Source organism: Halomonas smyrnensis AAD6 (genome assembly GCF_000265245.1).
Lineage (GTDB): Bacteria > Pseudomonadota > Gammaproteobacteria > Pseudomonadales > Halomonadaceae > Halomonas > Halomonas smyrnensis.
Map to the genome: position 1 here is coordinate 19,283 of NZ_AJKS02000006.1, position 22,006 is coordinate 41,288.

General features: G+C 62.5%; 21 protein-coding genes. 13 read left to right on the forward strand and 8 right to left on the reverse strand.

What is annotated here, in order from left to right:
• Positions 1-643: 643 nt before the first annotated feature.
• The 7 genes from UYS_RS0208365 (at position 644) to UYS_RS17150 (ending at position 7,776) form a co-directional block, all read left to right on the forward strand.
• Positions 644-1,504 carry a decaprenyl-phosphate phosphoribosyltransferase gene (locus UYS_RS0208365; RefSeq protein WP_016855057.1) on the forward strand — a complete coding sequence of 287 codons (861 nt, stop codon included), beginning with the start codon at positions 644-646 and terminating at the stop codon, positions 1,502-1,504.
• Positions 1,501-2,472, forward strand: coding sequence for a lysylphosphatidylglycerol synthase transmembrane domain-containing protein (locus UYS_RS0208370; RefSeq protein WP_026068432.1), 972 nt, complete (start codon positions 1,501-1,503; stop codon positions 2,470-2,472). The genes UYS_RS0208365 and UYS_RS0208370 overlap by 4 nt, the downstream gene beginning before the upstream one ends.
• Positions 2,469-3,770, forward strand: coding sequence for an FAD-binding oxidoreductase (locus UYS_RS0208375; protein ID WP_016855059.1), 1,302 nt, complete (start codon positions 2,469-2,471; stop codon positions 3,768-3,770). Before UYS_RS0208370 ends, UYS_RS0208375 begins: the two co-directional genes overlap by 4 nt.
• Positions 3,767-4,522, forward strand: a complete 756-nt coding sequence (locus UYS_RS0208380) for an SDR family oxidoreductase (protein WP_016855060.1) — start codon at positions 3,767-3,769, stop codon at positions 4,520-4,522. Before UYS_RS0208375 ends, UYS_RS0208380 begins: the two co-directional genes overlap by 4 nt.
• Positions 4,519-5,154 carry an HAD-IB family hydrolase gene (locus tag UYS_RS0208385; protein ID WP_016855061.1) on the forward strand — a complete coding sequence of 212 codons (636 nt, stop codon included), beginning with the start codon at positions 4,519-4,521 and terminating at the stop codon, positions 5,152-5,154. Before UYS_RS0208380 ends, UYS_RS0208385 begins: the two co-directional genes overlap by 4 nt.
• 12 nt (positions 5,155-5,166) lie before the next feature.
• A complete protein-coding gene (locus tag UYS_RS18000) occupies positions 5,167-6,618 on the forward strand; it encodes a glycosyltransferase family 39 protein (RefSeq protein ID WP_156821580.1) in 1,452 nt (483 codons plus the stop codon).
• A gap of 165 nt (positions 6,619-6,783) precedes the next feature.
• Positions 6,784-7,776 (forward strand): IS30 family transposase, encoded by a 993-nt coding sequence (locus UYS_RS17150; protein WP_016855062.1) that lies wholly within the window; start codon positions 6,784-6,786, stop codon positions 7,774-7,776.
• 235 nt (positions 7,777-8,011) lie between these two features.
• Here the strand turns inward: UYS_RS17150 and UYS_RS18005 are convergent, their stop codons facing one another.
• From UYS_RS18005 to UYS_RS0208395, 4 genes are all read right to left on the reverse strand, one after another.
• Positions 8,012-8,950, reverse strand: a complete 939-nt coding sequence (locus UYS_RS18005; RefSeq protein ID WP_192813923.1) for a DUF4917 family protein — start codon at positions 8,948-8,950, stop codon at positions 8,012-8,014.
• Positions 8,951-9,046: 96 nt separating this feature from the next.
• On the reverse strand, positions 9,047-10,084 hold the full coding sequence (locus UYS_RS18465) for a hypothetical protein (protein WP_156821581.1): 1,038 nt from the start codon (positions 10,082-10,084) through the stop codon (positions 9,047-9,049).
• A gap of 110 nt (positions 10,085-10,194) precedes the next feature.
• Entirely contained in the window at positions 10,195-10,947 is a 753-nt protein-coding gene (locus UYS_RS18010) for a hypothetical protein (protein ID WP_192813924.1), read from the reverse strand.
• A 214-nt stretch (positions 10,948-11,161) separates the two neighbouring features.
• Complete coding sequence (locus UYS_RS0208395; RefSeq protein ID WP_016855063.1) at positions 11,162-11,506, reverse strand: DUF427 domain-containing protein; 345 nt, start codon at positions 11,504-11,506, stop codon at positions 11,162-11,164.
• A gap of 205 nt (positions 11,507-11,711) precedes the next feature.
• On the opposite strand from UYS_RS0208395, the gene UYS_RS0208400 reads away from it, so the two are divergent.
• The gene (locus tag UYS_RS0208400) at positions 11,712-12,368 is read left to right on the forward strand and encodes a 5'-methylthioadenosine/S-adenosylhomocysteine nucleosidase (protein ID WP_016855064.1); all 657 of its coding nucleotides are present in this window, start codon (positions 11,712-11,714) and stop codon (positions 12,366-12,368) included.
• A 32-nt stretch (positions 12,369-12,400) separates the two neighbouring features.
• On the opposite strand, the gene UYS_RS0208405 is transcribed toward UYS_RS0208400, so the two are convergent.
• Positions 12,401-12,844 (reverse strand): GNAT family N-acetyltransferase, encoded by a 444-nt coding sequence (locus UYS_RS0208405; protein WP_016855065.1) that lies wholly within the window; start codon positions 12,842-12,844, stop codon positions 12,401-12,403.
• Between the two features lie 185 nt (positions 12,845-13,029).
• On the opposite strand from UYS_RS0208405, the gene UYS_RS0208410 reads away from it, so the two are divergent.
• A complete protein-coding gene (locus UYS_RS0208410) occupies positions 13,030-14,118 on the forward strand; it encodes an NAD(P)H-dependent flavin oxidoreductase (RefSeq protein WP_016855066.1) in 1,089 nt (362 codons plus the stop codon).
• Positions 14,119-14,245: 127 nt separating this feature from the next.
• Positions 14,246-15,241, forward strand: a complete 996-nt coding sequence (locus UYS_RS0208415; protein WP_016855067.1) for an ion transporter — start codon at positions 14,246-14,248, stop codon at positions 15,239-15,241.
• Between the two features lie 97 nt (positions 15,242-15,338).
• Here the strand turns inward: UYS_RS0208415 and UYS_RS0208420 are convergent, their stop codons facing one another.
• A complete protein-coding gene (locus tag UYS_RS0208420) occupies positions 15,339-16,016 on the reverse strand; it encodes a type 1 glutamine amidotransferase domain-containing protein (RefSeq protein WP_016855068.1) in 678 nt (225 codons plus the stop codon).
• Positions 16,017-16,059: 43 nt separating this feature from the next.
• The gene (locus tag UYS_RS0208425) at positions 16,060-17,478 is read right to left on the reverse strand and encodes a coniferyl aldehyde dehydrogenase (protein ID WP_016855069.1); all 1,419 of its coding nucleotides are present in this window, start codon (positions 17,476-17,478) and stop codon (positions 16,060-16,062) included.
• A 119-nt stretch (positions 17,479-17,597) separates the two neighbouring features.
• Between UYS_RS0208425 and UYS_RS0208430 the strand changes: the two genes are divergently transcribed.
• Positions 17,598-18,488 carry a LysR family transcriptional regulator gene (locus UYS_RS0208430; protein ID WP_016855070.1) on the forward strand — a complete coding sequence of 297 codons (891 nt, stop codon included), beginning with the start codon at positions 17,598-17,600 and terminating at the stop codon, positions 18,486-18,488.
• A gap of 100 nt (positions 18,489-18,588) precedes the next feature.
• Here the strand turns inward: UYS_RS0208430 and UYS_RS0208435 are convergent, their stop codons facing one another.
• On the reverse strand, positions 18,589-19,971 hold the full coding sequence (locus UYS_RS0208435; RefSeq protein ID WP_016855071.1) for an MFS transporter: 1,383 nt from the start codon (positions 19,969-19,971) through the stop codon (positions 18,589-18,591).
• A 196-nt stretch (positions 19,972-20,167) separates the two neighbouring features.
• On the opposite strand from UYS_RS0208435, the gene UYS_RS0208440 reads away from it, so the two are divergent.
• Complete coding sequence (locus UYS_RS0208440; protein ID WP_016855072.1) at positions 20,168-20,455, forward strand: sll1863 family stress response protein; 288 nt, start codon at positions 20,168-20,170, stop codon at positions 20,453-20,455.
• Positions 20,456-20,594: 139 nt separating this feature from the next.
• Entirely contained in the window at positions 20,595-22,004 is a 1,410-nt protein-coding gene (mapR, locus tag UYS_RS0208445) for a GntR family transcriptional regulator MpaR (protein ID WP_016855073.1), read from the forward strand.
• Positions 22,005-22,006: the final 2 nt, after the last annotated feature.

The window sequence follows — 22,006 nt, forward strand, 5'->3', positions numbered from 1 at the left end:
TCGCTTGGGTCTGGATGACTAGGCAGAAACTGACGTACCCGAGAGTCCCTGGGGCTGGGTGCTCGTACTCGCGCAACGGCGGGCAGCTGGGTGCTCACGCTCGCGAATTCACTGTTGCTGGTACTCAGCAGAAGCTGGCGTACCCCGCATGGAATGGGGCTCTCCGGCCCAATCGCTGGTCTGGACGACTAGGCAGAAACTGGCGTACCCGCGAGTCCCTGGGAAGTGGGTGCTCGTACTCGCGCAATGGCGGGCAGCTGGGTGCTCACGCTCGCGAATTCACCGTTGCTGGTACTCAGAAGAAACTGGCGTACCCCGCGTGGCTCGGGGCGCTCCGGCCCGATCGCTGGTCTGGGCGACCAGGCAGAAACTGACGTACCGCGAGTCCCTGGGGCTGGGTGTTCATGCTCGCGCAATGGCGGGCAGCTGGGTGCACACGCTCGTGCGTGCTGTCCTGCTTCAGTTCTATGGCAGCTCCCGTCACACCGATCACGATAAGCGCCATAATCGTGATTTTTGGCGGTGATGGGCACGCTGTGCCGGTGAGACGGCACAGCACCCAAAGAAACCTTTACCGCATTCCTGTAGAATCCCCGGCCAAAACGCCACCTATCGCAGGGATGCTTTCTATATGCGGTCAGTCTTGAAACTGGTCCGGCCCCACCAGTACCTGAAGAACGGCTTCGTGCTCCTGGGGCCGCTGTTCGCCCACCAGTGGGATCTCGTCACGCTCAGCCAGGCGCTGCTGGCCTTCCTGGCCTTCTGCTGTATGGCCAGTGCGGTCTACGTGCTCAACGACATCATGGATATCGAGGCGGACCGGGCGCACCCCGTGAAGTGTCGTCGCCCGTTGCCCAGCGGGGCCATCTCGCTGGGCACCGCCAAGCGCCTGCTGGCAGGCCTGGTGGTGGGGTCGGTGGTGCTGTCGCTGCTGGTCAGTGGCTGGGTCACGCTGTTCGTGGCGAGCTACTTCGTCATCAACATCTTCTATTCCTGGCACCTCAAGCACGTGGTGATCCTGGACGTGTTCCTGATCTCCTCCGGCTTCATGCTGCGCATCCTGGCCGGCACGGTGGGCCTGGGCATCGCACCGTCCGCCTGGCTGCTGCTGTGCGGCCTGATGGTAACGCTGTTCCTGGGCTTCGCCAAGCGCCGCGCCGAGCTGCTGATGCTGGAGGCCACCGACGGGGCCAACAACGGCCTCACGCGGCGCGTGCTGGATGACTACAGCCCCGAGATGCTGGAGCAGTTCATCGCGGTGACCGCCGCCTGCACGATCATCGCCTATGGCCTCTACACGGTCTCCCCGAAGACCGTGGCCATCCACGGCAGTGACGACCTGATCGTGACGCTGCCCTTCGTGGTCTACGGCATCTTCCGCTACCTGTTCCTGCTGCACCGGCGCGCCAAAGGCAATGACACCGCCAAGGACCTGGTGCAGGACCGCCACCTGCTGGTGACGGTGGCCGCCTGGGTGGGCACCACCCTGTGGGTGCTGACATGACCTCGGCAGTGAACCACCTGGAGGGGTGGCGTCTTCGCGCGCTGATCCTCTCCATCGTGGTGGCGACTGCCGGCTACCTGGCGTTTTCCCTGTGGGGTGGCTGGGAAGAGGTGGTCGCCGCCTTCGTCCAGATCGGCCTGCTGGGCACGCTGATCGCCCTGAGCCTGTCCCTGGTGAACTACGGCCTGCGCTTCGGGCGCTGGCAGCTCTACCTGTCGCAGCTGGGCCATCGCGTGCCCTGGTCACCGAGCCTGCGGATCTACCTCAGCGGCTTCGCCCTAACCACCACCCCCGGCAAGGCGGGCGAGGCCTTCCGGGGCGTGCTCCTCAAGCAGCGCGGCGTGCCGTTCCCGGCGACCTTCGCCGCCTTCATCAGCGAGCGGCTCTCCGATCTCGTCGCCATCGTGCTGCTCACCCTGGTGGGGCTGGCCCAGTACCCCCAGGCGCGAGGCATCGTGCTCGCCGGGGTGCTGGGGATCGTGGTGGTGCTGGCCTGCCTGTCGAGCCAGACGCTGCTGGACCGGCTGCACCGCTGGGCCTCAGCCCGCCAGGGCAAGCTGATGGCCCTGGTCGCCCATGCCAGCGAGATGCTGGGCGGCGCACGGCGCTGTCACCGTCCCGGTCTGCTGGGCGTGGCCACGGTGATCAGCGTGATCGCCTGGGGCGCCGAGGCGCTGGCCTTCTACTGGATGCTGGGCTGGCTGGGCGCCGACATCTCGCTGTCGTTCGCCATCTTCGTCTATGCGCTGTCGATGCTGGCCGGCGCGCTGAGCTTCCTGCCGGGCGGCCTGGGCGGCGCCGAGGCGGTGATGGTCTCGCTGCTGGTCCTCAAGGGCATGACCATGCCCGCCGCCATCGCGGCGACGGTGTTCATCCGCCTGGCCACGCTGTGGTTTGCCGTGGTGATCGGCCTGGTGGCCCTGATCCGCAGCCGTCACGGGGAAGTCCCGGCGGAGGAGGCCGCATGAGCGCCCCGCGTTCCTGGAACCGCCTGCCACGCGTGGCTCCCGACGCGGTGCATGCGCTGACCCAGCGCACGGCGGGCGTGCCGGACGACCTGCCCAGGCCGCTGCTGGCCCACGGCAACGGCCGCAGCTACGGCGATGTCTGCCTGACCGAACAGGGCACCCTGCTGCTGACCCGAGGGCTCGACCGCTTCATCGACTTCGACCCGCTGCGCGGCGTCGTGCGCTGTGAGGCGGGCGTGACCCTGGCCGAGGTCCTCGCCCTGGTGGTGCCGCGAGGTTGGTTCCTGCCCAGCACGCCGGGAACGCGACTCGCCACCGTGGGCGGCGCCGTCGCCAACGACGTGCATGGCAAGAACCACCATGCCGTGGGCAGCTTCGGCCACCATGTGCGTGCCCTGGAACTGTGGCGCAGCGATGGCAGCGTCGTCGAGTGCCGCCCGGAGGATGACAGTGGCTGGTTTGCGGCCACCGTCGGCGGGTTGGGCCTGACCGGGCTGATTCGCTGGGTCGAGCTTCAGTTGATGCCCATCCAGAATCCCTGGATGTGGGTCGAGTCGCAGCGCTTCGCCAACCTGGACGAGTTCTGGACACTCAACCGCCGTGCCGAGGCCCGCTGGCCCTACACCGTGGCCTGGATCGACTGCCTGGCCAAGGGCAAGGCCCAGGGACGGGGCATCCTGCTGGCCGGCCAGCACGCGGCGGCACAGGCCGAACTGCCGACCTTCAAGGAGGGCGGAAAACGGATACCGGTCGACCCGCCGTTCTCGCTGGTCAACGGCCTGAGCCTGCGCGCCTTCAATACCCTCTACTACCGACAGCCGGTGAAGCCCCAGGGGGCGCTGACCCACTATGTGCCGTACTTCTACCCGCTGGATGCCATTCAGGACTGGAACCGCATCTACGGGCGGCAGGGCTTCTACCAGTACCAGTGCGTGATCCCGCCCCGCGAGGCCGAGGCCGCCACGGCGGCGCTGCTCGACACCATCGCCCGACGTGGGGAGGGCTCGTTTCTCGCCGTGCTCAAGACCTTCGGGCGCAAGCCGTCGTTGGGCATGCTGTCGTTCCCGCGCCCCGGCACCACCCTGGCCCTGGACTTCCCCAACCGGGGTGACACGACCCGGCGCCTGTTCGAGGAGCTGGATGCCATCGTGCGTGAAGCCGGTGGCACCCTCTATCCCGGCAAGGACGCCCGCATGCCGGCGAGCCTCTTCCAGTCCGGCTTCCCCCAGTGGGAGGCCTTCAGCAAGTACGTCGACCCCGGCTTCTCTTCCCGATTCTGGCAGCGTGTGACCTCATGAACTCCCTCAAGCGTGTGATCCTCTTCGGGGCGACCTCCGCCATTGCCGAGCAGACCGCCCGGCAGCTGGTTGCCCAGGGCGCCTCCCTCTACTGCGTGGGGCGCAACCGCGACAAGCTGATGGCCCTGATCGACGACCTCAAGGTGCGGGCCAGCGGCCAACAGCGTATCGATGGCGGTGTGGCCGACCTGACCGACAGCGCCCAGCATGCCCACCTCATCGATGCCGCCGAGCACCTGCTGGGCGGCATCGACGGCGTGCTGATCGCCCACGGCACCCTGCCGGACCAGCAGGCCTGCCAGGCGGATACCGCCCTGACCCGTCAGGAGATCGAGACCAACGCCCTGAGCGTGATCAACCTGCTCACCCTGCTCGCCAACCGCTTTGAGCAGCAGCGGCGCGGCGTGATCGCCGTGATCAGCTCGGTGGCCGGCGACCGGGGACGGCAGAGCAACTACGTCTACGGCGCCGCCAAGGGCATGGTCACCCTGTTCCTCCAGGGGCTGCGCAACCGGCTGGCCAAGGCCAACGTCGATGTGGTGACCATTAAGCCTGGCTTCGTGGATACTCCCATGACCGCCGAGTTCGACAAGGGCGGCCCGCTGTGGGCCAAGCCCGAGCAGATCGCCAAGGGCATCATCAAGGCCATGCAGAAGGGCAAGGGCGAGGTGTACCTGCCGTGGTTCTGGTGGGGGATCATGCTGATCATCAAGCATATCCCCGAGACCATCTTCAAACGGATGTCGCTATGAGCCATCAAGACGCCCCCAACGTCCGCCCCGTGGCGTTCTTCGACTTCGACGGCACCCTGACGACCGGCGATACGCTGATGCCGTTTCTCAAGTTCGTCGTCGGCACGCCGACCTACTACGCCAAGCTCGCCCTGGTCAGCCCGGTACTGGCGGCCTACTTCGCCAAGCTGCTGCGCAACGACATCGCCAAGCAGATCGTGCTCAAGCAGTACCTGGCCGGTTACCACATCGATGATCTCTTCGAGAGAGGGCAACGCTTCAGCGACGAGGTGATCCCCTCCATGCTGCGTCCCGAAGGCATGGAGCGTCTCCGATGGCACCAGGAGCAGGGCCACGAGTGTGTGCTGGTGAGTGCTTCGATGGACGTTTACCTGAATGCCTGGGCAAAGCGAGAGGGCTTATCCGAGGTGATCTGCACCGCGCTAGAGAAAGATGACAGCGGGCATGTGTCGGGGAGTATTCGAGGCGGAAACTGCTACGGCAAAGAAAAACATCGCAGAGTTTTGCAATGGCAGTCAGGTAAGTACCTGACTGATACTTATGCTTATGGGGATACATCTGGCGACGTCCCTATGCTTACCGCAGCGAAAAATGGATATCTTTGGAAGAAAGATAAATTTCATTCTATTTAGGGAGTTGGTGTGGTGAGGAATGCGCTTAACTACGTAGTATATGCCCTTGTTGTTTTAGGTGTTCTTCTATCGGCGATAGGGATTTTTTACCAGTATTCATACTGGTGGGATGAACTTTATTCAGTTGCGGCTGCCGGACTAGGCCTCAATGAAATGTTTGACATATTCATACTCCCAGATGTCCATCCTCCATTATATACAATGCTTCTAGGGGCATGGGTTGACCTGTTCGGACAAGGAGAGAGGCAGGTTCGCTTGCTAAGCTTCATTTTTGCTGCCCTGGCTCTATATTTTATCTCATCTTGGGCGAAGAATGAGATGAGTGATGTAGGGTTTAAAACGGTTATTTTGTTTTTTGCAACTGCGCCGCTCTTTGCTTTCTATGCACAAGAAGCAAGGTCATATTCAATGATGCTGTTTTTAGCATCTATTCTGACAATATTTTACCTGAGGGGTTACCATCTTGAAGGTGTTAAGAGGTTTTTGATTTTTTCTTTAATCTCTGTTTTGTTAAGTCTTACGCATTACTTTGGGTTTGTTTATGCTGGTTTGATTATAATATTTTCTCTCATAGAGTCGCGCAGGGATGTTTTAAGGTCGTTGTCAATTGTTTTTTCAGGGGTTATCTGTTTTATTTGGCCGGCAATACACTTCTTTAAAGGAAGTATCGGCGATAAGTCAGGAGATAATTTTTGGATAAAATCAGAAGGCTTTCAATCTACGATATCCAGCCTGTCATCAGGGCTGACGCCGCAAATTAACATTCTTTCGGGGAAGCTTGGTGGGGGAATGTATCGGGAGTATCTAGCAGCGCTATTTTTTATCGCAGTTTTTGTTTTGGTAGTCGCTCTTGCTCGTAAGGGTCGAGTCTTAGTTAAGACTCATGGGGCTGAAATTATTTTAAAGTTGACACTGATTGTATCAGTCTTTGCATTGACCATGATCGCCATTGATTACCACTCTCCAATATCTACTAGAAGAAATTATATTGTATTGCTACCCGCATTTTCAATTTTGCTTGGCTTTGCGGCTCAGGGGGTGAAAAATATAGGGTTTAAGTATGTCATGGTTGCTGTGGTTATTGGGGGGGTTGGCAATATCGGAGCGGCTTCAGTGCAAGTAAAGTCCAAAATCTCTCCTATGCAAAACAACTCGGGAGCAGTTAGTTATATTGAGGAAGAGAGATCTGAAGGTGATAATGTTTATTATTTAGCGAGAAGCGGATCTTCGATGCCGGAAGTTCATAAGATGATGGCTGAGTTTTACTTCTCAAACGACGACATTGAGCTTAATTCGATTTTTATAGAAGACATCAACAGTGTTGAAGCTCCGTTCTTTGTTCTAATGCAGCACCAAAAACATGATCTTGAAGAGATATCGGATGAATTTAGAGATTTAGGCTTAGATGTTGGCTATATAACACCTCAGGAAAATCAAAGTGTAGCAGTTCTATATAGCAAATAAACGGTCGTTTTCTTTACGCACGCTGACCGCCCCTCAAGGTCCTCCTGGAAGGGTGGTTTCGCGCCTGGATTCATAGAATAAMYGCAGCACTTTGGMCCACGAGGTAGAGGCGGGAGGGGCAGCGCCGGTACCCTTCTCGGCTCACCTACCAAAGTGAAGCAGAGCATGGGATACCGACAGCTGACCCAGACCCAACGATACCAGATCTATGCCCGTCATGACGTGGGCATGAGCCGACGTCARATYGCCAGAGAGCTTGGCATCCACAACAGCACGGTCAGCCGGGAGCTGCGCCGYAACGCCACCGACAGCGGTTACGATCCTGAGCRGGCRCAGTCCTGCAGTGATCATCGGCGWCGCACCGCCTGGAAGAGGACAAAGCGCTTGCCCAGCATGATTGCCGCTGTCRTCGAYCGGYTGCGAGAGGAATGGAGCCCRGAGCAGATCAGCGGTTTCATGGCGCCYTTGTCTGGCGTCGGCGTCAGTCACCAGTGGATCTATTCCTTAATCTGGGATGACAAGGCCCGCGGTGGCGATCTCTGGMAGCAYCTCCGCCAGCCCAAGCGGCGSAGCAAGCACCGGGCYCAAGCSAAGAGCGCWGGACTYGGCAAGATTCCCAACCGYGTGGGCATCGAGCATCGYSCGGCTGAGRTCRATGACAGGCGCTTCATTGGYCACTGGGAGGGTGACACCGTGGTCCAGGGRCACAAACARTCGGGCCTGGTRACAYTGGTCGAGCGACGGAGTGGYTACCTGCTGGCGGCACGRTTGCCCAGGCTWTCGGCGGAGCTGACRCAAAAGGCCATGATYCGSTTGCTRAARCCTCGCCGCGGTGCCGTCCAGACCATCACCCTGGAYAACGGCTCGGAATTCGCTGATCACGAGACCGTGGCCCARGCRGTAACGGCAGCGACRTACTTCTGCGATCCCTACTGCTCCGGGCAGCGTGGGACCAATGAGAAYACCAATGGCCTGATACGWCAGTACTTCCCCAAGGGAACGGACTTTCGACAGGTCACCGATGCCAAGCTRCGCAAGGTGGTCGAGAAGCTGAATGACCGACCCCGAAAGCGTCTCGGSTATCGCACACCRGCACAGGTGTTCCTGGGGGAATATTCAGGMGCCYTRGATACCGCAGGTGCTGCGYTTGTTGCTTGAATTCAGGRCATTAGCAGGTTCATGACTGGAATAGAACGCCACAGCTCCTTGCCTGGCTCACGAACGGGGCCACAGAGGAATGCACGCCTCAAGCGGTGAAAAGGATCTCAGGGGCTTGTATCGGCCTCAGGATCCGAAATCGGCCAGAAGCGGACATTCAGCCAGAGCAGATATAACGCCTTGGTTTTGCGGCGTACCGGAGCGCTAGCGCAGTTCGTCCGACGACAGCCACTTGTTAGAAACCCTCAAAGATACTCCACTTGCAAAGGTCATGCTCCGATGAGTCATGAAGCTCTACTTTGACACCCAATCTAGAATTCAAGGTTGAGTTAAGATGCTCTTTCTCTCCTTTACTCCATTCATTAAGCTTGAACTGATAAAAGCGCACTCTCTCTACCGCTGAATCCTTAACAGCTTCGATAATATGACCATCAACACTGGGGTTCAGGCTATGCCCATATATATCTAACTCGCCTGACATTGAGCGTAGCTCATCATAACAGAATGATAGGTACTGGTTACTTTTGATGTTTGCAAGTTTTTCCTCTGGCGAGCCCTCGGAAATAAAGAGAGGATAACCATTTTTTTTGCTTATACGATCTTGAATAGCCTCATCTAACGTGGAATGCCCCCCTTTGCTTATTTTCTTTATCTTGCTGTCGATTTCAAATATAAAGAGCGCCCCGTGCAAAAAGTAAATCGCATCTCTTCCACGCTTGTCTACATTCGTTCGATCAAAACACCCATCTTCAAAGAAAAAGTCAACAATATTAAATCTTTCTCGACCCTTTCGGGCCCAATAAAGATATATGTCGTAGTTTGTGGTAAATGTGTTGTTATATTTTTTTATCGCTTCATTTAACTGCTGCGGATCTAGTCCATGGTCCATAGGGCCACGAGGGTTCATGCTTTGTATAGCTTCAATCAGCTTGGCGCGAATCTCATCACTAATTGACTGGCTCACAATTATCTGTCCATCAGTGATCGCCTCCATTACATCTCTAGCATCTCGAACTTTGGTTAAGAGATGCTCAAAATCTACAGTGTTTAACTTTTTAAACAAGCGGTCTACAGCGGGAGAGGACTCTATAGTGACCTTCTCACGCAGCGACGAGTAGGAGAAGTCTGAAGAAATTGAAATAGAAAGGCCGTTACCGATTAGCAAGTTTTTCACAGTCCCCCCCCTCGTTTCTAACGCAAAAGCGCACCGGCGCACTTTAGTGCGTCCGCGTGGCGCCATTTGTTAAAACATCACCGACGAACTAATTTTTTAAGAAAGCTCTTGCACCATTTTAATCGCACGATCCAAGTACTCTGTTCCTTCGACCCAGCGAGGATGACTCGTGCGGATACAGTTGACATCACCGATTTTAAAGTGCCACAAACGCCGAGGTTCGATTATATCGACGGTCTCATATTCGGGAAAACATTCTTTTATATATTTATCCCTATTAGGGCCAGTTGTAAAAATGATGACACTCGGCTTCAAGATATCAATTTGTGCTCGAAGCAGTTTAAAAGAGAGCTTCTTAACAATATCAAATTCCACAGGGGGTAGGCTTACAGGGCTACCCGAATTATGACTCACACAAAACTGGTTAGACCAAAGAGCCCCATCTCTAGAGCCAGGATCGATTGTGGCTGATAGCTTTCTATAGAACTGCAAAAATGTACTTTGTTTCGCTCCCGAAGAGGAAAACTCTTGAGATACCTTCATTGACGCATCAAGCACAGCGTCGTTAATTGAAAACTCGTTTTTAATAGGGCAGGTTTTGTTACGCCACCCACGCGTTTCTTGACCTACAACGAATACTCGAGGATGAATTTTAAAGTAATTAGGTGAAGGAGATGGCAGAAATAAACCTGATAGCTCTGCGTGAGCTGAAAATAAAGCCTCTACCTCTGACTGATTCAGAACCCTACTATATTCTTCCCTAAGCTCTTCAACTGCTTGAGCATGGTGGTGACAGCTTTTCGCAAGTTCAGCTTCCTCACGAGAGACCCAGCGAATATAGACGTTTCCTTGCTCAATATTCAGGAATGCGCCGCCTGACGGAAGCGCTCCACGCTCGGTACGCTTATCTATTTCATTATCGATTTCGTGTATGAGCTGATGATGATATTTTGTTTCGAAAATAGCCTCAGATGCTGAATCATCAAAAGAAAAACTTGAATGATCAATGTAACCTTCCTCGGGCCAAGTGCAGAGGACCGCCCAGCCATTAACTATAGTCTTTTCGATTCCAGAAGGAGGGATTGTAGGAAAGTATTCGAAGTTGCGATTTTCCTTATCGAATGGCGGGGCCATAGACTTGCTCCTGTTTTAGATTTTTTTAACGCCGCCAGCATGTGCGACTTTGTAGTGGAGGCGAAGCCGCAACGAAAAAGGCGTCGCCGTGCCTGGCTTGGTTATACGTTTCAATAACTTGGCTCAATGCGTGCAGGCCCACTCCACTCAAAACTAGCCAACACTCGATTCGCCAGACTGACGAGAATCCCCAATACTTCGGGGCTAATTTCGACTCTCTGGTAACTCCCGTCATCAATGGTGTAACAAAGACTATTGCCCTCCAAGTTACTCAACCCTAAAAACCCTTCGACTACCATTTTCTTACCCTTTTTCTTATCCCGGGGTGGCCCGTAACCACGGGAACGATCTTCTATGTGAAGCGCTGAGTTTCTGGTTTTTCGTACCGATGGCAATAGACGATCAAATTCATGTGAGCACTTTTCAATTTCTCCGGAAATCTCATCGTACTCCTGGAGAACCTCTAAATATTTACCAAACGAATCAACAGCGTATACAAACGTGTGAGCATGAATAAACGGAATTTTATGTAGGTAAGAACGTGGCAATATACCGAGTTCGACCTTTTTATCCCTCACTCGTTTTTCCGACAAAAGCCGATGCTCATCGAAATTCTGATAGTAATCGTCGCCAGCCTCTTTCCTAATTTCATCCTCGGCTTGTCGCCTTATCTCAGCATCTCTTTCCCACTCATTACGGGGATCAGGTCTTTGACTTTGACTCTCTTCAAACATTGACAGAGCTATAGCTGCTTCGGTCAGAATTCCTTCAAGTGCACGCAGCGCGCCTTCTATCTCGAACCGAACCTCAGCACTCTCAAGCTGAAGCCATGTCCCGGGGTAAGCCAGCTCATACAGATACATGGCACTCCTTACGTATAACAGGTATTAGACAGCGCGCTCGTTTATTGACTTGGACGAGCGCGCGCGTTCAACATTCTTATGCCGCCACATCAATCGATTGATTTTTCAGTGCATTTTCGTTGACGTGGCTATATAACACCAATAATCGCGCATGCTGCCAATGAACGTGCTTACTGCCTTTGCCAGCATGTCCGCTTTGGGTCGATAGCGGTCGTCACTCCACAAGCTCCGCCACCTTGTCTGCATCAAACGCCAACCGCCCAGCAATCGCCTGCATTTCGTCGATCGGCGGTTCATAGCTCCAGGCCACATCGGCGATATTGGGCAGAGAGTAATAAGTGCTATCGCCCTTGAACGGGCAGTGGGTGACGGTGGAGGAAATCGAAAGCTTCGCCATATCCACATCCTCTTTCGGGATGTAGTGACGGTGTGGATAGCCGCTTTCGCGCAGCTCAATGGCGTTGCGGGTATCGGCGATCAGGGTGTCGCCAGCAAGGATACGCACCCGCCGAGAGTGCGGATGCAAGGTTATGCGGGATTCGGTGGAGTGATCGGCCATGGCAGTCCCTTGCTGGTTGGCTGATCCATCAGCCTAGAACGAGGGCGTTATAATGTCACCACTTGGTGACAATTTCACTTAGGCCTTTGATCTAGGTCGGTCTTGCGGGAGCGACCCGCTCGCCTCCCTCACGCCCTCGCCCGCTTGGCGCCAACGCGCCTGCCCGCCATGATGGTGGCATTCATAAATTGCGGGAGACTTCGGGATGAACCAGACACCACGCGCGCCGGCGCCGCTGACCACGCTGGGCGGGCGCTCCGTGCTGTTCGTGATGGCGGCGGACGCCGAATACGGGCCGCATCTGCGGGAGCGATTCACGCCCTTCATGACCGGCGTGGGGCCGGTGGAGGCGGCGGTGGAGCTCACCGCGGCGCTGGCCGAACTCTCGGCGCGCGGGCAACGGCCAGACCTGGTGGTGTCGCTGGGCTCGGCGGGCAGCCGGGCGCTGGAGCAGACCGAGGTCTATCAGGCCACCTCGGTGGCCTACCGCGACATGGATGCCTCGCCGCTCGGCTTCCAGAAGGGCGTGACGCCCTTCCTCGACCTGCCGGACATCCTGTCCCTGCCGCTGCGCATTCCCGGGATCCCCGAGGCGTCGCTCTCCACCGGCGCCAACATCGTCTCGGGCGCGGCCTATGCCGCCATCGCCGCCGACATGGTGGACATGGAGAGCTACGCCTGCCTGCGCGCCTGCACCCGCTTCGGCGTGCCGCTGGTGGTGCTGCGCGGCATCTCGGACGGCAAGGCGGAGCTCAACCACGTCGACGACTGGACGGAGTATCTCCACGTCATCGACGAGAGGCTGGCCGCCGCGGTGGATAGGCTCGGCGAGGCGCTCGGCGAGGGCTTATTGGCGGGCTGAGGCGCCACCGTCGTGGCCAGGGGCGCGGCGCGTCACGGCGTGGGCACCAGCGCCATGTGCAGCAGCGGATAGGGCTTGCCCAAGCCGTCGAGCGGCGAGCGGTCGGTGACGGTAAACCCCTTGTGGCGGTAGAAGCCCAGCGCCTGTGGGTTCTGTTCGTTGACGTCCACCCGGGAGGCGTCCTGGGCGGCCACCGCGTCATCCAGCAGCAAGGCGCCGATGCCGGCGCCGCGCGCCTGCGGCGCGACGAACAGCATCTCGATCTTGCCGCCTTGCACACCGCAGAAGCCCAGGATGTCACCGCCTTCGCCCTTGACGCAGGTCAGGTCGAGGGCGCCGAAATACTGCTCGTAGATGAGCGGCTTGAGCTCCAGCAGGTCGTCTTCCCGCAGGAAGTCGTGCGTTGCCCTGACCGAGGCCTCCCAGACCTCCAGCAGCTCGCGGTAGTCTTCCTTTTCCACACTCTCGACGTACATCCCACACTCCCCTGTTTCTCGTTCCCTATCCGCCATGGCGTCGTGCGCCACCTCGTGGCGGCCGGGTAGAGACAAGGGCCCGGCTCGGGCGACGTCGCAGCGGCTGGCGCGCCGATAAAAGACGCCATGCCGCCCACTGCTGTCAACCGACGCCACCGTATCCCGCACTCGTGGAGGCCGTGCCCATGACATCGTCGAATCCCCTGACCGACCGGCTGGGCATCCAGCCAATCATCCAGGCGCCCATGGCCGGCGTGGCCACCCCGGAGCTGGCGGCGGCCGTGTCGAATGCCGGCGGCCTGGGCTCGCTGGGGATCGGCGCCAGCGGCGTCGATAAGGCTAGGGCGATGATCGAGCGCACCCGGGCGCTGACGCCCCGCCCGTTCAACGTCAACGTCTTCTGCCATGCCCCCGCGCAGCGCGACGCGGCCCGGGAGGCGGCCTGGCTGTCGCACCTGGCGCCGCTGTTCCGGGAGAGTGGCCGCGAGCCGCCGGCGGGGCTCGACGAGATCTACCGCAGCTTCGTGGAGGACGAGGCGGCCTTCGAGATGCTGCTCGAGACGCGCCCCGCCGTGGTCAGCTTTCACTTCGGCTTGCCGCCCGAGGCGCGGATACGCGCGCTGCGGGAGGCCGGCATCTACACACTGGCGACGGCGACGAATCTGCGGGAGGCGCGCGAGATCCAGGCAGCGGGCGTCGACACCATCGTGGCCCAGGGCGATGAGGCGGGCGGGCACCGCGGCTGCTTCGATCCGGCGGCGGACGATGAGCGGCTGAGCACCGCCGTGCTCGTTCGCCGGCTGGTCAGGGAGATGGACCTGCCGATCATCGCGGCCGGCGGCATCATGGATGGCCAGGGCATCCGCTCGGCCCTGGCGCTGGGCGCCTGCGCCGCCCAGCTGGGAACGGCCTTTATCCTGTGCCCGGAATCGGCCGCCAACGAGGGCTATCGCGCGGCCCTCAAGAGCGAGCGCGCCGAGACGACCCGCATGACCACGGCGCTGTCCGGGCGCCCGGCGCGCGGCATCCTCAATCGCCTGATGCGCCATGCCGAGGCCACGACCGGGGCCACGACCGGGGCCATGCCCAGAGTCAGGCCGCCCGCCTATCCAGTGGCGTACGACGCGGCCAAGCGGCTCCACGCGGCGGCGGCCGAGCGCGGCGATCATGACTTCGCGGCGCACTGGGCCGGACAGGGCGCGCCGCTGGCGCGCGAACTCCCCGCCGGCGAGCTGGTGAGCCGCCTGCTCCAGGAGTGGCGAGGCGGCGCCTGACGGCACGGGGCGGCAAGCGTCCGAATGCCTGGCGGCGCCGTCATGTTGGATACGCCCGGGGTGTCGAGGAGGGATCGAGGCTTTAGGATGAGAGGCGACCCTTCGGCATCGAGCTCAAGGAGGCGCCATGCCTGCCACGCGCACGACCTCGCCCGCCCTGGAACGGGCCCACCTGGTGTGGGACCTGTTCATCATCGCGCTGGTGATCGCCAACCTGGGGCTGCTGCTGTTCGACAGCCTGTTCCTGCTGCCGCCGCTGAACGCCGCCTTCGAGACCGTGGCCCCCGGGCTGTACGGCGCCTACGAACGGCATATCCACGCCAACTTCCTCACCATCGACCTGGCGTTCGTCGGCATCTTCCTGCTCGACGTGCTGCTGGGCTGGGCGGTGGCCATCGCCGAGCGCCACTACCACCGCTGGTTCTTCTACCCCTTCGTGCACTGGTACGACGTGCTCGGCTGCATCCCGCTGGGCGGCTTCCGGCTGCTGCGCATCCTGCGCGTGATCTCGCTGCTGCACCGCCTGCAGCGCATGGGCCTGATCGACGTGCGCCGCTGGTACCTCTACGGCGTGGCCGCCAAGTACTACGACATCCTGCTGGAGGAGCTCACCGACCGCATCGCCATCCGCATGCTCGACAACGTGCAGCAGGAGATCCGCGCCGGCGACGGGCTCTCGGCGCCGGTGATCGAACGGGTGGTGCAGCCGCGCAAGCAGGCGCTGATCCGCGAGATCAGCCAGCGGCTGGAGGCCATGGCCGGCGACGCCTATGCCCACCACCGCGACGACACCCTGCGCTACGTGCGCGGGCTGGTCGGCCGCACCCTGGCCGAGAGCCCGGAGCTCAGGCGGCTCGCGCGCCTGCCGATGGGCGGCCCGCTGACCCGCGGGCTCGAGGCCTCGCTCTCCGACCTGGCCTGCCATCTGGTCGACGAGGCGCTGGCGGGGCTGAAGTCGTCGGAGTTCTCCGCCCTGGTGGAACACCTGGCCGAGAGCGGCTTCGATGCCTGGCTGCGCACCGACCCCGAGACCGAACGGATCACCGAGCAGGTGCTGGTGGACATGCTGGACCTGCTCAAGGAGCAGATCGCGGTGAAGGGCTGGCAGCACAAGTACCAGTGAGGCGGCGCCGCGTCGGTGCGCGGCGCCGGGAAGGGAGTCGCTGGCCCGCGCCCTCGGACGCGGCCCCGGGAAAGCGCGGGGCCGCGTGGCCCCGCGGTCACCCCAGCCGCTTGAGCAGGGCCCGGGCCACGGCCTCGGAGCTGGCGGGGTTCTGGCCGGTGATCAGGCGGCCGTCCTCGACGCAGTAGGACTGCCAGTCCTCGCCCTTCTCGTAGCGGGCGCCCAGGCGCTGGAACTCGTCCTCGATCAGAAACGGCACCACCTCGGTCAGGCCGACGCCGGCTTCCTCGCCGTTGGTGAAGCCGGTGACCCGGCGATCCCGGATCAGCGGGGCGCCATCGGCGGCCTTCACGTGACGCAGCACGCCCGGGGCGTGGCAGACGAAGCTGATCGGCTTGCCGGCGCGCTCGAAGGCTTCGATCAGCTCGATCGACGTGCGCGACTCGGCCAGGTCCCACAGCGGGCCATGGCCGCCCGGGTAGAACACCGCATCGAAGTCGGCCTCGTTCACCTCGTCCAGGCGCACGGTGCCGGCCAGGGCATGCTGGGCCTGCGCGTCCTCGCGGAAGCGTTCGGTGGCCGGGGTCTGGAAGTCCGGCAGTTCGCTGTTGGGGTCCAGCGGCGGCTGGCCACCCTCGGGCGAGGCCAGCACCAGCTCGGCGCCGGCATCACGGAAGGCATAGTACGGGGCGGCGAATTCCTCGAGCCAGAAGCCGGTCTTGTGGCCGGTGTCGCCCAGCGCGTCGTGGGATGTCAGCACCATCAGGATCTTCATCGGTCACCTCTCGGTCGTGTCATTCGGCGGTCGGGCGGCAGGCTCAGCCCTCGAGCAGGGCCTTGAGCTCGGCGTACTTGTCATCATAGGGCGCGCGCAGCCGCAGGTTGCCCTGGCCTTCCTCGCTCTGCACCACCAGCGGCTTGGCGTGGGAGAAGCGGCGGAAGCCGTGCACGCCATGGTAGGCGCCGATGCCGGAGGGGCCGACGCCACCGAACGGCAGCGAATCGATGGACACGTGGGCCATCACGTCGTTGACCACCAGCGCGCCGGAGATGGTGCTCTCGGCGAAGGCCCGCTGCGCCTCGGCGTCCTCGCTGAAGTAGTAGGCCGCCAGGGGGCGCGGGTTGCCGGTGATATAGGCCACCGCTTCACGCTCCTGGTCGAAGGTGCGGATCGGCAGCAGCGGCCCGAAGATCTCCTCCTGCATGATGGCCATGTCGTCGGTCGCGCCGATCACCAGGTGCGGGGCGATCTTGCGGCTGTCTTCCCGGTAGGCCGGCTCGTCCTCGGGCCCCAGGTTGACGATCTCGGCGCCCTTCTCGCGGGCATCCTCCAGCAGCGAGATCAGCCGCTGGTAGTGCCGGTCGCTGACGATGGCGGTGTAGTCGTCGTTGTGCTGGATGCTCGGGTAGCTGCGGGCGAGGAAGTCCCGGGCCAGGGCGGTGAAGTCCCGCGTCTGCTCTTCCGGCAGCAGCACGTAATCGGGCGCGATGCAGATCTGGCCGGCGTTGAAGGTCTTGCCGGTCAGGGTGCGCTCCACGGCCTTGGTCAGGTCGGCCTCGCGGGACACCAGCACCGGCGACTTGCCGCCGAGCTCCAGCGTCACGGGCACCAGGTTGTCGGCGGCGGCGCGCATCACGTGGCGGCCCACCGCGGTGCTGCCGGTGAACACCAGGTGGTCGAACGGCAACGTGCTGAAGGCCTGGGCCACGTCGGCCTCGCCCAGCACCACGGCCAGCTCCTCGGGACCGTAGTAGCGCCCGATCAGCTCGGCCAGCAGATCGGAGGTCCTCGGCGTCAGTTCGGAGGGCTTGAGCATGGCGGTGTTGCCGGCGGCGAACACCCCGGCCAGCGGGCCGAAGGCCAGATTGATCGGGAAGTTCCAGGGGCTGATGACGCCGACCACGCCCAGCGGCTGATAGTGGATCTCGGTGGTCATGCCGGGGTCGGGGGCTTCCGCGGTCTCGGCCTGCATCCACTCGTCGACGTGGTCGATGGCGTGCTGCAGCATCTTGATGCTGCCGGCCAGGTCGGAGGAGCCGGCCTGGAAGTGGCTGCGATGGCCGAAGTCGTCGCTCATCGCCTGGATCAGCGCCTCGTGGTGGTCACGGATCAGCCGGATGCCGCGCTGCAGGCGGTCCTTGCGCAGGGCCGCGTCGGCGGTGCCGGCCGCGGCCTGGCGCTGCTTCATGCTGTTCAGGACCTTGAGCAGATCGTGGCGCGTGTTCTCGCTGGACATGATTCCTCCTGCCGTCGGGGGCGTGGATGACGTTCGATGTCGGCATCCTAGGCCTGACGGGTGTCGGAGGGGTAACAATGCTAGGCTGCCGGGGTCATAAGAAAATTTATGGATCGGCCATGTCCCTGACCCGCATGCGCACCTTCATCGAGGTGTATCGCCAGTGCTCCATCAGCGGCGCGGCGCGAGCGCTGAATCTCACTCAGCCCGCCGTCTCGCAGCACATCGCCGGGCTCGAGGTCGCCGTCGGCCGGCCGCTGTTCGAGCGTTCGCCGACCGGCGTGACGCCGACCGCCGCCGCCGAGGCGCTGGCCATGGACATCGGCGACAAGCTGGACGCCGCCGAGGCCGCCCTGGCCTCGGCGAGGGCGCGGTCGATGGATATCTCGGGGGTGCTGCAGCTGGTCGGGCATGCCGATGTGATGGCCGAGATTCTCGGCCAGCGGCTGCTGCCGCTGCTCGAGGCGGGCGTGAGGGTGCGCCTGCATAGCGGTGGCGGCGACATGGTGACCAGCATGCTGCTGGAAGGCCACTGCGACCTGGGCATCTCGGCCCACCCGGTGGTCGACGGCCGCCTGAAGAGCGAGCCGCTCTTCACCAGCCGGGTACTGCCCGTGGCCGCGCCAGCGGTGGCGGCACGGCTGGCGGCGTCCGACGACTTCGCCGGCGACATCCGCGAGACCCCGCTGCTGGCCTACGACCTGGAACTGTCGATGATCGAGCGCTGGCTGCAAAAGAACCGGATCGGCGCCGACGACCTGGTGCCCTACGTGGTCAACCAGGACCTGAGGGCCCAGCGTCAGCTGCTCATGCAGGGCTTCGGCTGGTCGGTGATGCCGGAGTACCTCTGCCGCCAGCAGATGGCCCGGGGCGAGCTGGCCGAGATCGCCTCCCCCGTGGGCACCCACGAGATCCACTACTACCTGGTATGGAGGCCGCAGGCCCTGCGCCAGGCGCGGGTCGCCCACGCCCGCCAGACCCTGCTGCAGCAACTGCGCCTGCCCGAGTGAGGCGCACGGGCCGGCCCGGCCGGCCGTGTCGTCAGCCGCCCACCGGCGGCTACGCGACCTTTCGTCGCGAGCCCCGAGGCCGCGCGGATCGCCAGAGGCGTTACCGGGCACTGTGGCGGGAGTGCTCCGCCGGCCCTTCTTCGGAAGCGGTATCGGCGGACGCCTCGGCAGGCGCCTCCTGCTCTTGCGACTCTTGCGATTCTTGCGGCTCTTGCGATTCTTGCGGCTCTTCCGGATCCTCCAGCGGCTCGCCCTCCTCGTTCTGCAGCTGTTGGTCGTAGGCCGCCTGCAGGCCGGTATCCTCCTCGGCTTCCGCGTCCTCGTCCGCTTGCTCGATATGGCCCGGATAGAAGGGCGACAGGATAGCCACCAGGATGCCCAGCGCGGCGAACATGGAGAACGCCGTCGCATAGCCGAAGGCATTGACCAGCCCGCCGACCACCGGCGAGCCGGTGGCCTGCCCCAGCGACACCGCCATGAAGGGCAGCACCGGCCCCACCGACAGCCGGCCCGGCAGCAGGCGGATGCCGGTCATCAGATACAGCCCCGTCAGGCTCATGTAGGCCAGGCCGAAGACCAGCGCGGAGAACGCCGCCAGCGGCGTCTGGGCGGGGCTGGCCGCGAGCAGCGCCAGGCTGGCGGCCAGCATCATCAGCATCAGCGCGTGAGTGATCGGCGGGTTGTTGCGGTCGGCCAGGTCGGCCACCACGGCGCCGCCGAGACCGGCGATGCCCACCGCCAGCCACAGCCAACCGGTGGAGGCCGGCGGCAGGCCACCGAGGGTGACGACCAGGTCGGGCGCGAAGATCCAGTAGGCGGACGAGACGAAGCCCATCACGAAGGAGAACAGCGACAGCCGCACCAGCCGCGACCAGGGCAGCTCGGGGAGCGGCGGCGGCGGCGCGGCGTTCGAGGGCACGATGCGCGACACCGAGGGCAGGAACCACCAGGCGGCGATCACGCCGATGGCGGTGCAGATCGCGAACGAGAGATAGGCCAGCCGCCAGGCGCCGACCATGAACAGCACCGTGGGCACGGCGACGATCACGCCGATGCTGGTGCCGGCGTTCATCACCGAGCTGACCCGCCCGTGCAGCGAGCGCCTCACCATCGCCTGCATGGCGGCCGAGAGGGCCGGCATCATCAGGCCGGTGCAGATGCCGCAGGCGAACACGCCGCTGCCCAGCATCAGCGCGCCGGAGGCCTGGCTGATCAGCCCCAGGCCGACGACGCCGAACAGGCCGGACAGCACCGCCGTGTTGCGGGCGCCGAGATGGTCGGTGATGAAGGGCGCGACCACCGTGGACAGCAGGAAGCTGATCAGCGGCAGCGCGCCGATGATGCCGATGGCGTAGGGCGTGAGCTCCAGCGCGTCGCGGATCTGCGGCACGAACAGGCCGAAGGCGAAGCGCGCCAGGCCGTAGCTGATCGCGACCAGCGCCGCCCCGAGAATTGCGAACCTCGTGCTCGTAAGAGACTTCATGATACCTCCGCCAGGCTCGCCGGGCTGATGGTCAGTGGAGGGTCGGCGCCGCACGGCACCGACGGGACATATGCCGGTACGCGCGACCTTGCCAGTTCCCGGGGGGGATATGCCACCCTGTAACGACCACATCGTGTTGCCCCGCGACGGGCACGAGCGAATCGTGATTCACGCGCCCACGGAAAGGAGTCTTCCCATGAGCGACCGGAATGCCTACGAACAGAAGCTGCGCGCCAAGCTGGACGAGCTGCAGGCCGAGGTGGACAAGCTGAAGGCCCGTGCCAGGAGCGCCGAGGCCGACCAGCGCATCGAGCACGAGAAGGAAGTCGACGAGCTCGAGGCCAGGCGTGACGAGATGCGCCAGAAGCTCGACGAACTGCGCGACTCCAGCGACGACGCCTGGGACGACCTCAAGGCCGGCGCGGAAAGCGCCTGGAGCTCGCTGAGCGATTCCCTCGAGAAGGCCCGCTCACGCTTCAAGTGATGCGCCGTGCCTCCATCGGCCAGCGCCACGCCCCGGCCCTTCCTGGTCGGGGCGTTGTCGTATCGCCTTCCGCCGCGGCGCCGGGCGTGGTGGAATGCTCTTCCTTCCGCCACTGCGATGACGGGGTCGCGAGCCGCCGATGAAACGCTACGAGACATTCGCCGACCGGATCGCCGAGCTGATCCGCGAGGGCGTGCTGGCCCCGGGCGAGCGGGTGCCTTCGGTGCGCCAGGCCAGTCGCCAGTACGGCATCAGCCACTCCACCGTCTTCCAGGCCTACTACCTGCTGGAGGATCGCGGGCTGATCGTGGCCAGGTCGCGCTCCGGCTATTACGTGCGCGAGCAGGCCCGGCGGGTGCTGCACGAGCCGCGCATGACGCCGAGCCGGCAGGAGAGCGCCGACGTGGCCGTCAGCGAGCTGGTGTTCTCGGTGCTCGACTCGCTCCAGGACCCCGACACCGTGCCGTTCGGCTCGGCCTTCCCCAGCCCGGAGCTGTTCCCGCTCGCCCGGCTGGCCCGCAGCATGGCCAAGGGCCTGCGCGGGATGAGCGGCGGCGACGTGCTGCGCGACATGACGACGGGCGATGCCGACCTGCGCCGCCAGATCGTGCTGCGCTACACGCTGAAGGGGATGCCGCTGCCGCCCGAGGAGCTGGTGATCACCAGCGGCGCCATGGAGGCGCTGAACCTGGGCTTGCAGTGCGTGACCGAGCCCGGGGACCTGGTCGCCATCGAGTCGCCGGCCTTCTACGCCAGCCTGCAGATCCTCGAGCGCCTGAAGCTCAGGGCGGTGGAGATTCCCGTGCACCCGCGCGAGGGCGTCGACCTGGACGTGCTGGCGGACAGCCTGGCGCGGCTGCCGATCAAGGCCTGCTGGTTCATGAGCCACCTGCAGAACCCGCTGGGCGCGAGCCTGGACGACGACAAGAAACGCGCGCTCTACGCGCTGATCAAGCGCCACCAGGTGCCGCTGATCGAGGACGACGCCTACGCGGAGCTGCACTTCGCCACCACGCCGCCGAAGCCGGTGAAGCAGTTCGACGACGAGGGCCTGGTCATCCACTGCGGCTCGTTCTCGAAGAGCCTGGCGCCGGGGTATCGCGTCGGCTGGGTGGCGGCCGGGCGCTTCGCGGAGGCGGTCTCGCGGCTCAAGCTGATGACGACCATCTCGCCCTCGGTGCCGGCCCAGACGGCCATTGCCGACTATCTTCAGCATGGCGGCTATGACCGCCATCTGCGCCAGCTGCGCCATGCCCTGGAGACCCAGCAGGGCCGTATGCTGGCCTCGGCCGCGCATCACTTCCCGGCCGAGACCCGGGCCACCCGCCCGGCCGGCGGCTACTTCCTGTGGTTCGAACTGCCCGAACGGGTGGACTCGCTGCGCCTGTTCCATCTGGCCCGGGAGCGTGGCATCAGCCTGGCGCCGGGGCCGATCTTCTCCGCCACCCAGGGCTTTCGCCACTGCCTGCGCCTGAGCTACGGCCATCCCTGGACGCCGCGCAGCGAGGCGGCCATGGCGACGCTGGGCGAGCTGATCGACGCCTTCTGAAC

Bases quoted from the DNA above. Each gene is read 5' to 3' on its own strand.
- UYS_RS0208370 (WP_026068432.1), top strand. From the start codon at position 1,501: ATGACCTCGGCAGTGAACCACCTGGAGGGGTGGCGTCTTCGCGCGCTG.
- UYS_RS0208375 (WP_016855059.1), top strand. From the start codon at position 2,469: ATGAGCGCCCCGCGTTCCTGGAACCGCCTGCCACGCGTGGCTCCCGAC.
- UYS_RS0208380 (WP_016855060.1), top strand. From the start codon at position 3,767: ATGAACTCCCTCAAGCGTGTGATCCTCTTCGGGGCGACCTCCGCCATT.
- UYS_RS0208385 (WP_016855061.1), top strand. From the start codon at position 4,519: ATGAGCCATCAAGACGCCCCCAACGTCCGCCCCGTGGCGTTCTTCGAC.
- UYS_RS18465 (WP_156821581.1), bottom strand. From the start codon at position 10,084: ATGGCCCCGCCATTCGATAAGGAAAATCGCAACTTCGAATACTTTCCT.
- UYS_RS18010 (WP_192813924.1), bottom strand. From the start codon at position 10,947: ATGTATCTGTATGAGCTGGCTTACCCCGGGACATGGCTTCAGCTTGAG.
- UYS_RS0208395 (WP_016855063.1), bottom strand. From the start codon at position 11,506: ATGGCCGATCACTCCACCGAATCCCGCATAACCTTGCATCCGCACTCT.
- UYS_RS0208400 (WP_016855064.1), top strand. From the start codon at position 11,712: ATGAACCAGACACCACGCGCGCCGGCGCCGCTGACCACGCTGGGCGGG.
- UYS_RS0208405 (WP_016855065.1), bottom strand. From the start codon at position 12,844: ATGTACGTCGAGAGTGTGGAAAAGGAAGACTACCGCGAGCTGCTGGAG.
- UYS_RS0208410 (WP_016855066.1), top strand. From the start codon at position 13,030: ATGACATCGTCGAATCCCCTGACCGACCGGCTGGGCATCCAGCCAATC.
- UYS_RS0208415 (WP_016855067.1), top strand. From the start codon at position 14,246: ATGCCTGCCACGCGCACGACCTCGCCCGCCCTGGAACGGGCCCACCTG.
- UYS_RS0208420 (WP_016855068.1), bottom strand. From the start codon at position 16,016: ATGAAGATCCTGATGGTGCTGACATCCCACGACGCGCTGGGCGACACC.
- UYS_RS0208425 (WP_016855069.1), bottom strand. From the start codon at position 17,478: ATGTCCAGCGAGAACACGCGCCACGATCTGCTCAAGGTCCTGAACAGC.
- UYS_RS0208430 (WP_016855070.1), top strand. From the start codon at position 17,598: ATGTCCCTGACCCGCATGCGCACCTTCATCGAGGTGTATCGCCAGTGC.
- UYS_RS0208435 (WP_016855071.1), bottom strand. From the start codon at position 19,971: ATGAAGTCTCTTACGAGCACGAGGTTCGCAATTCTCGGGGCGGCGCTG.
- UYS_RS0208440 (WP_016855072.1), top strand. From the start codon at position 20,168: ATGAGCGACCGGAATGCCTACGAACAGAAGCTGCGCGCCAAGCTGGAC.
- mapR (WP_016855073.1), top strand. From the start codon at position 20,595: ATGAAACGCTACGAGACATTCGCCGACCGGATCGCCGAGCTGATCCGC.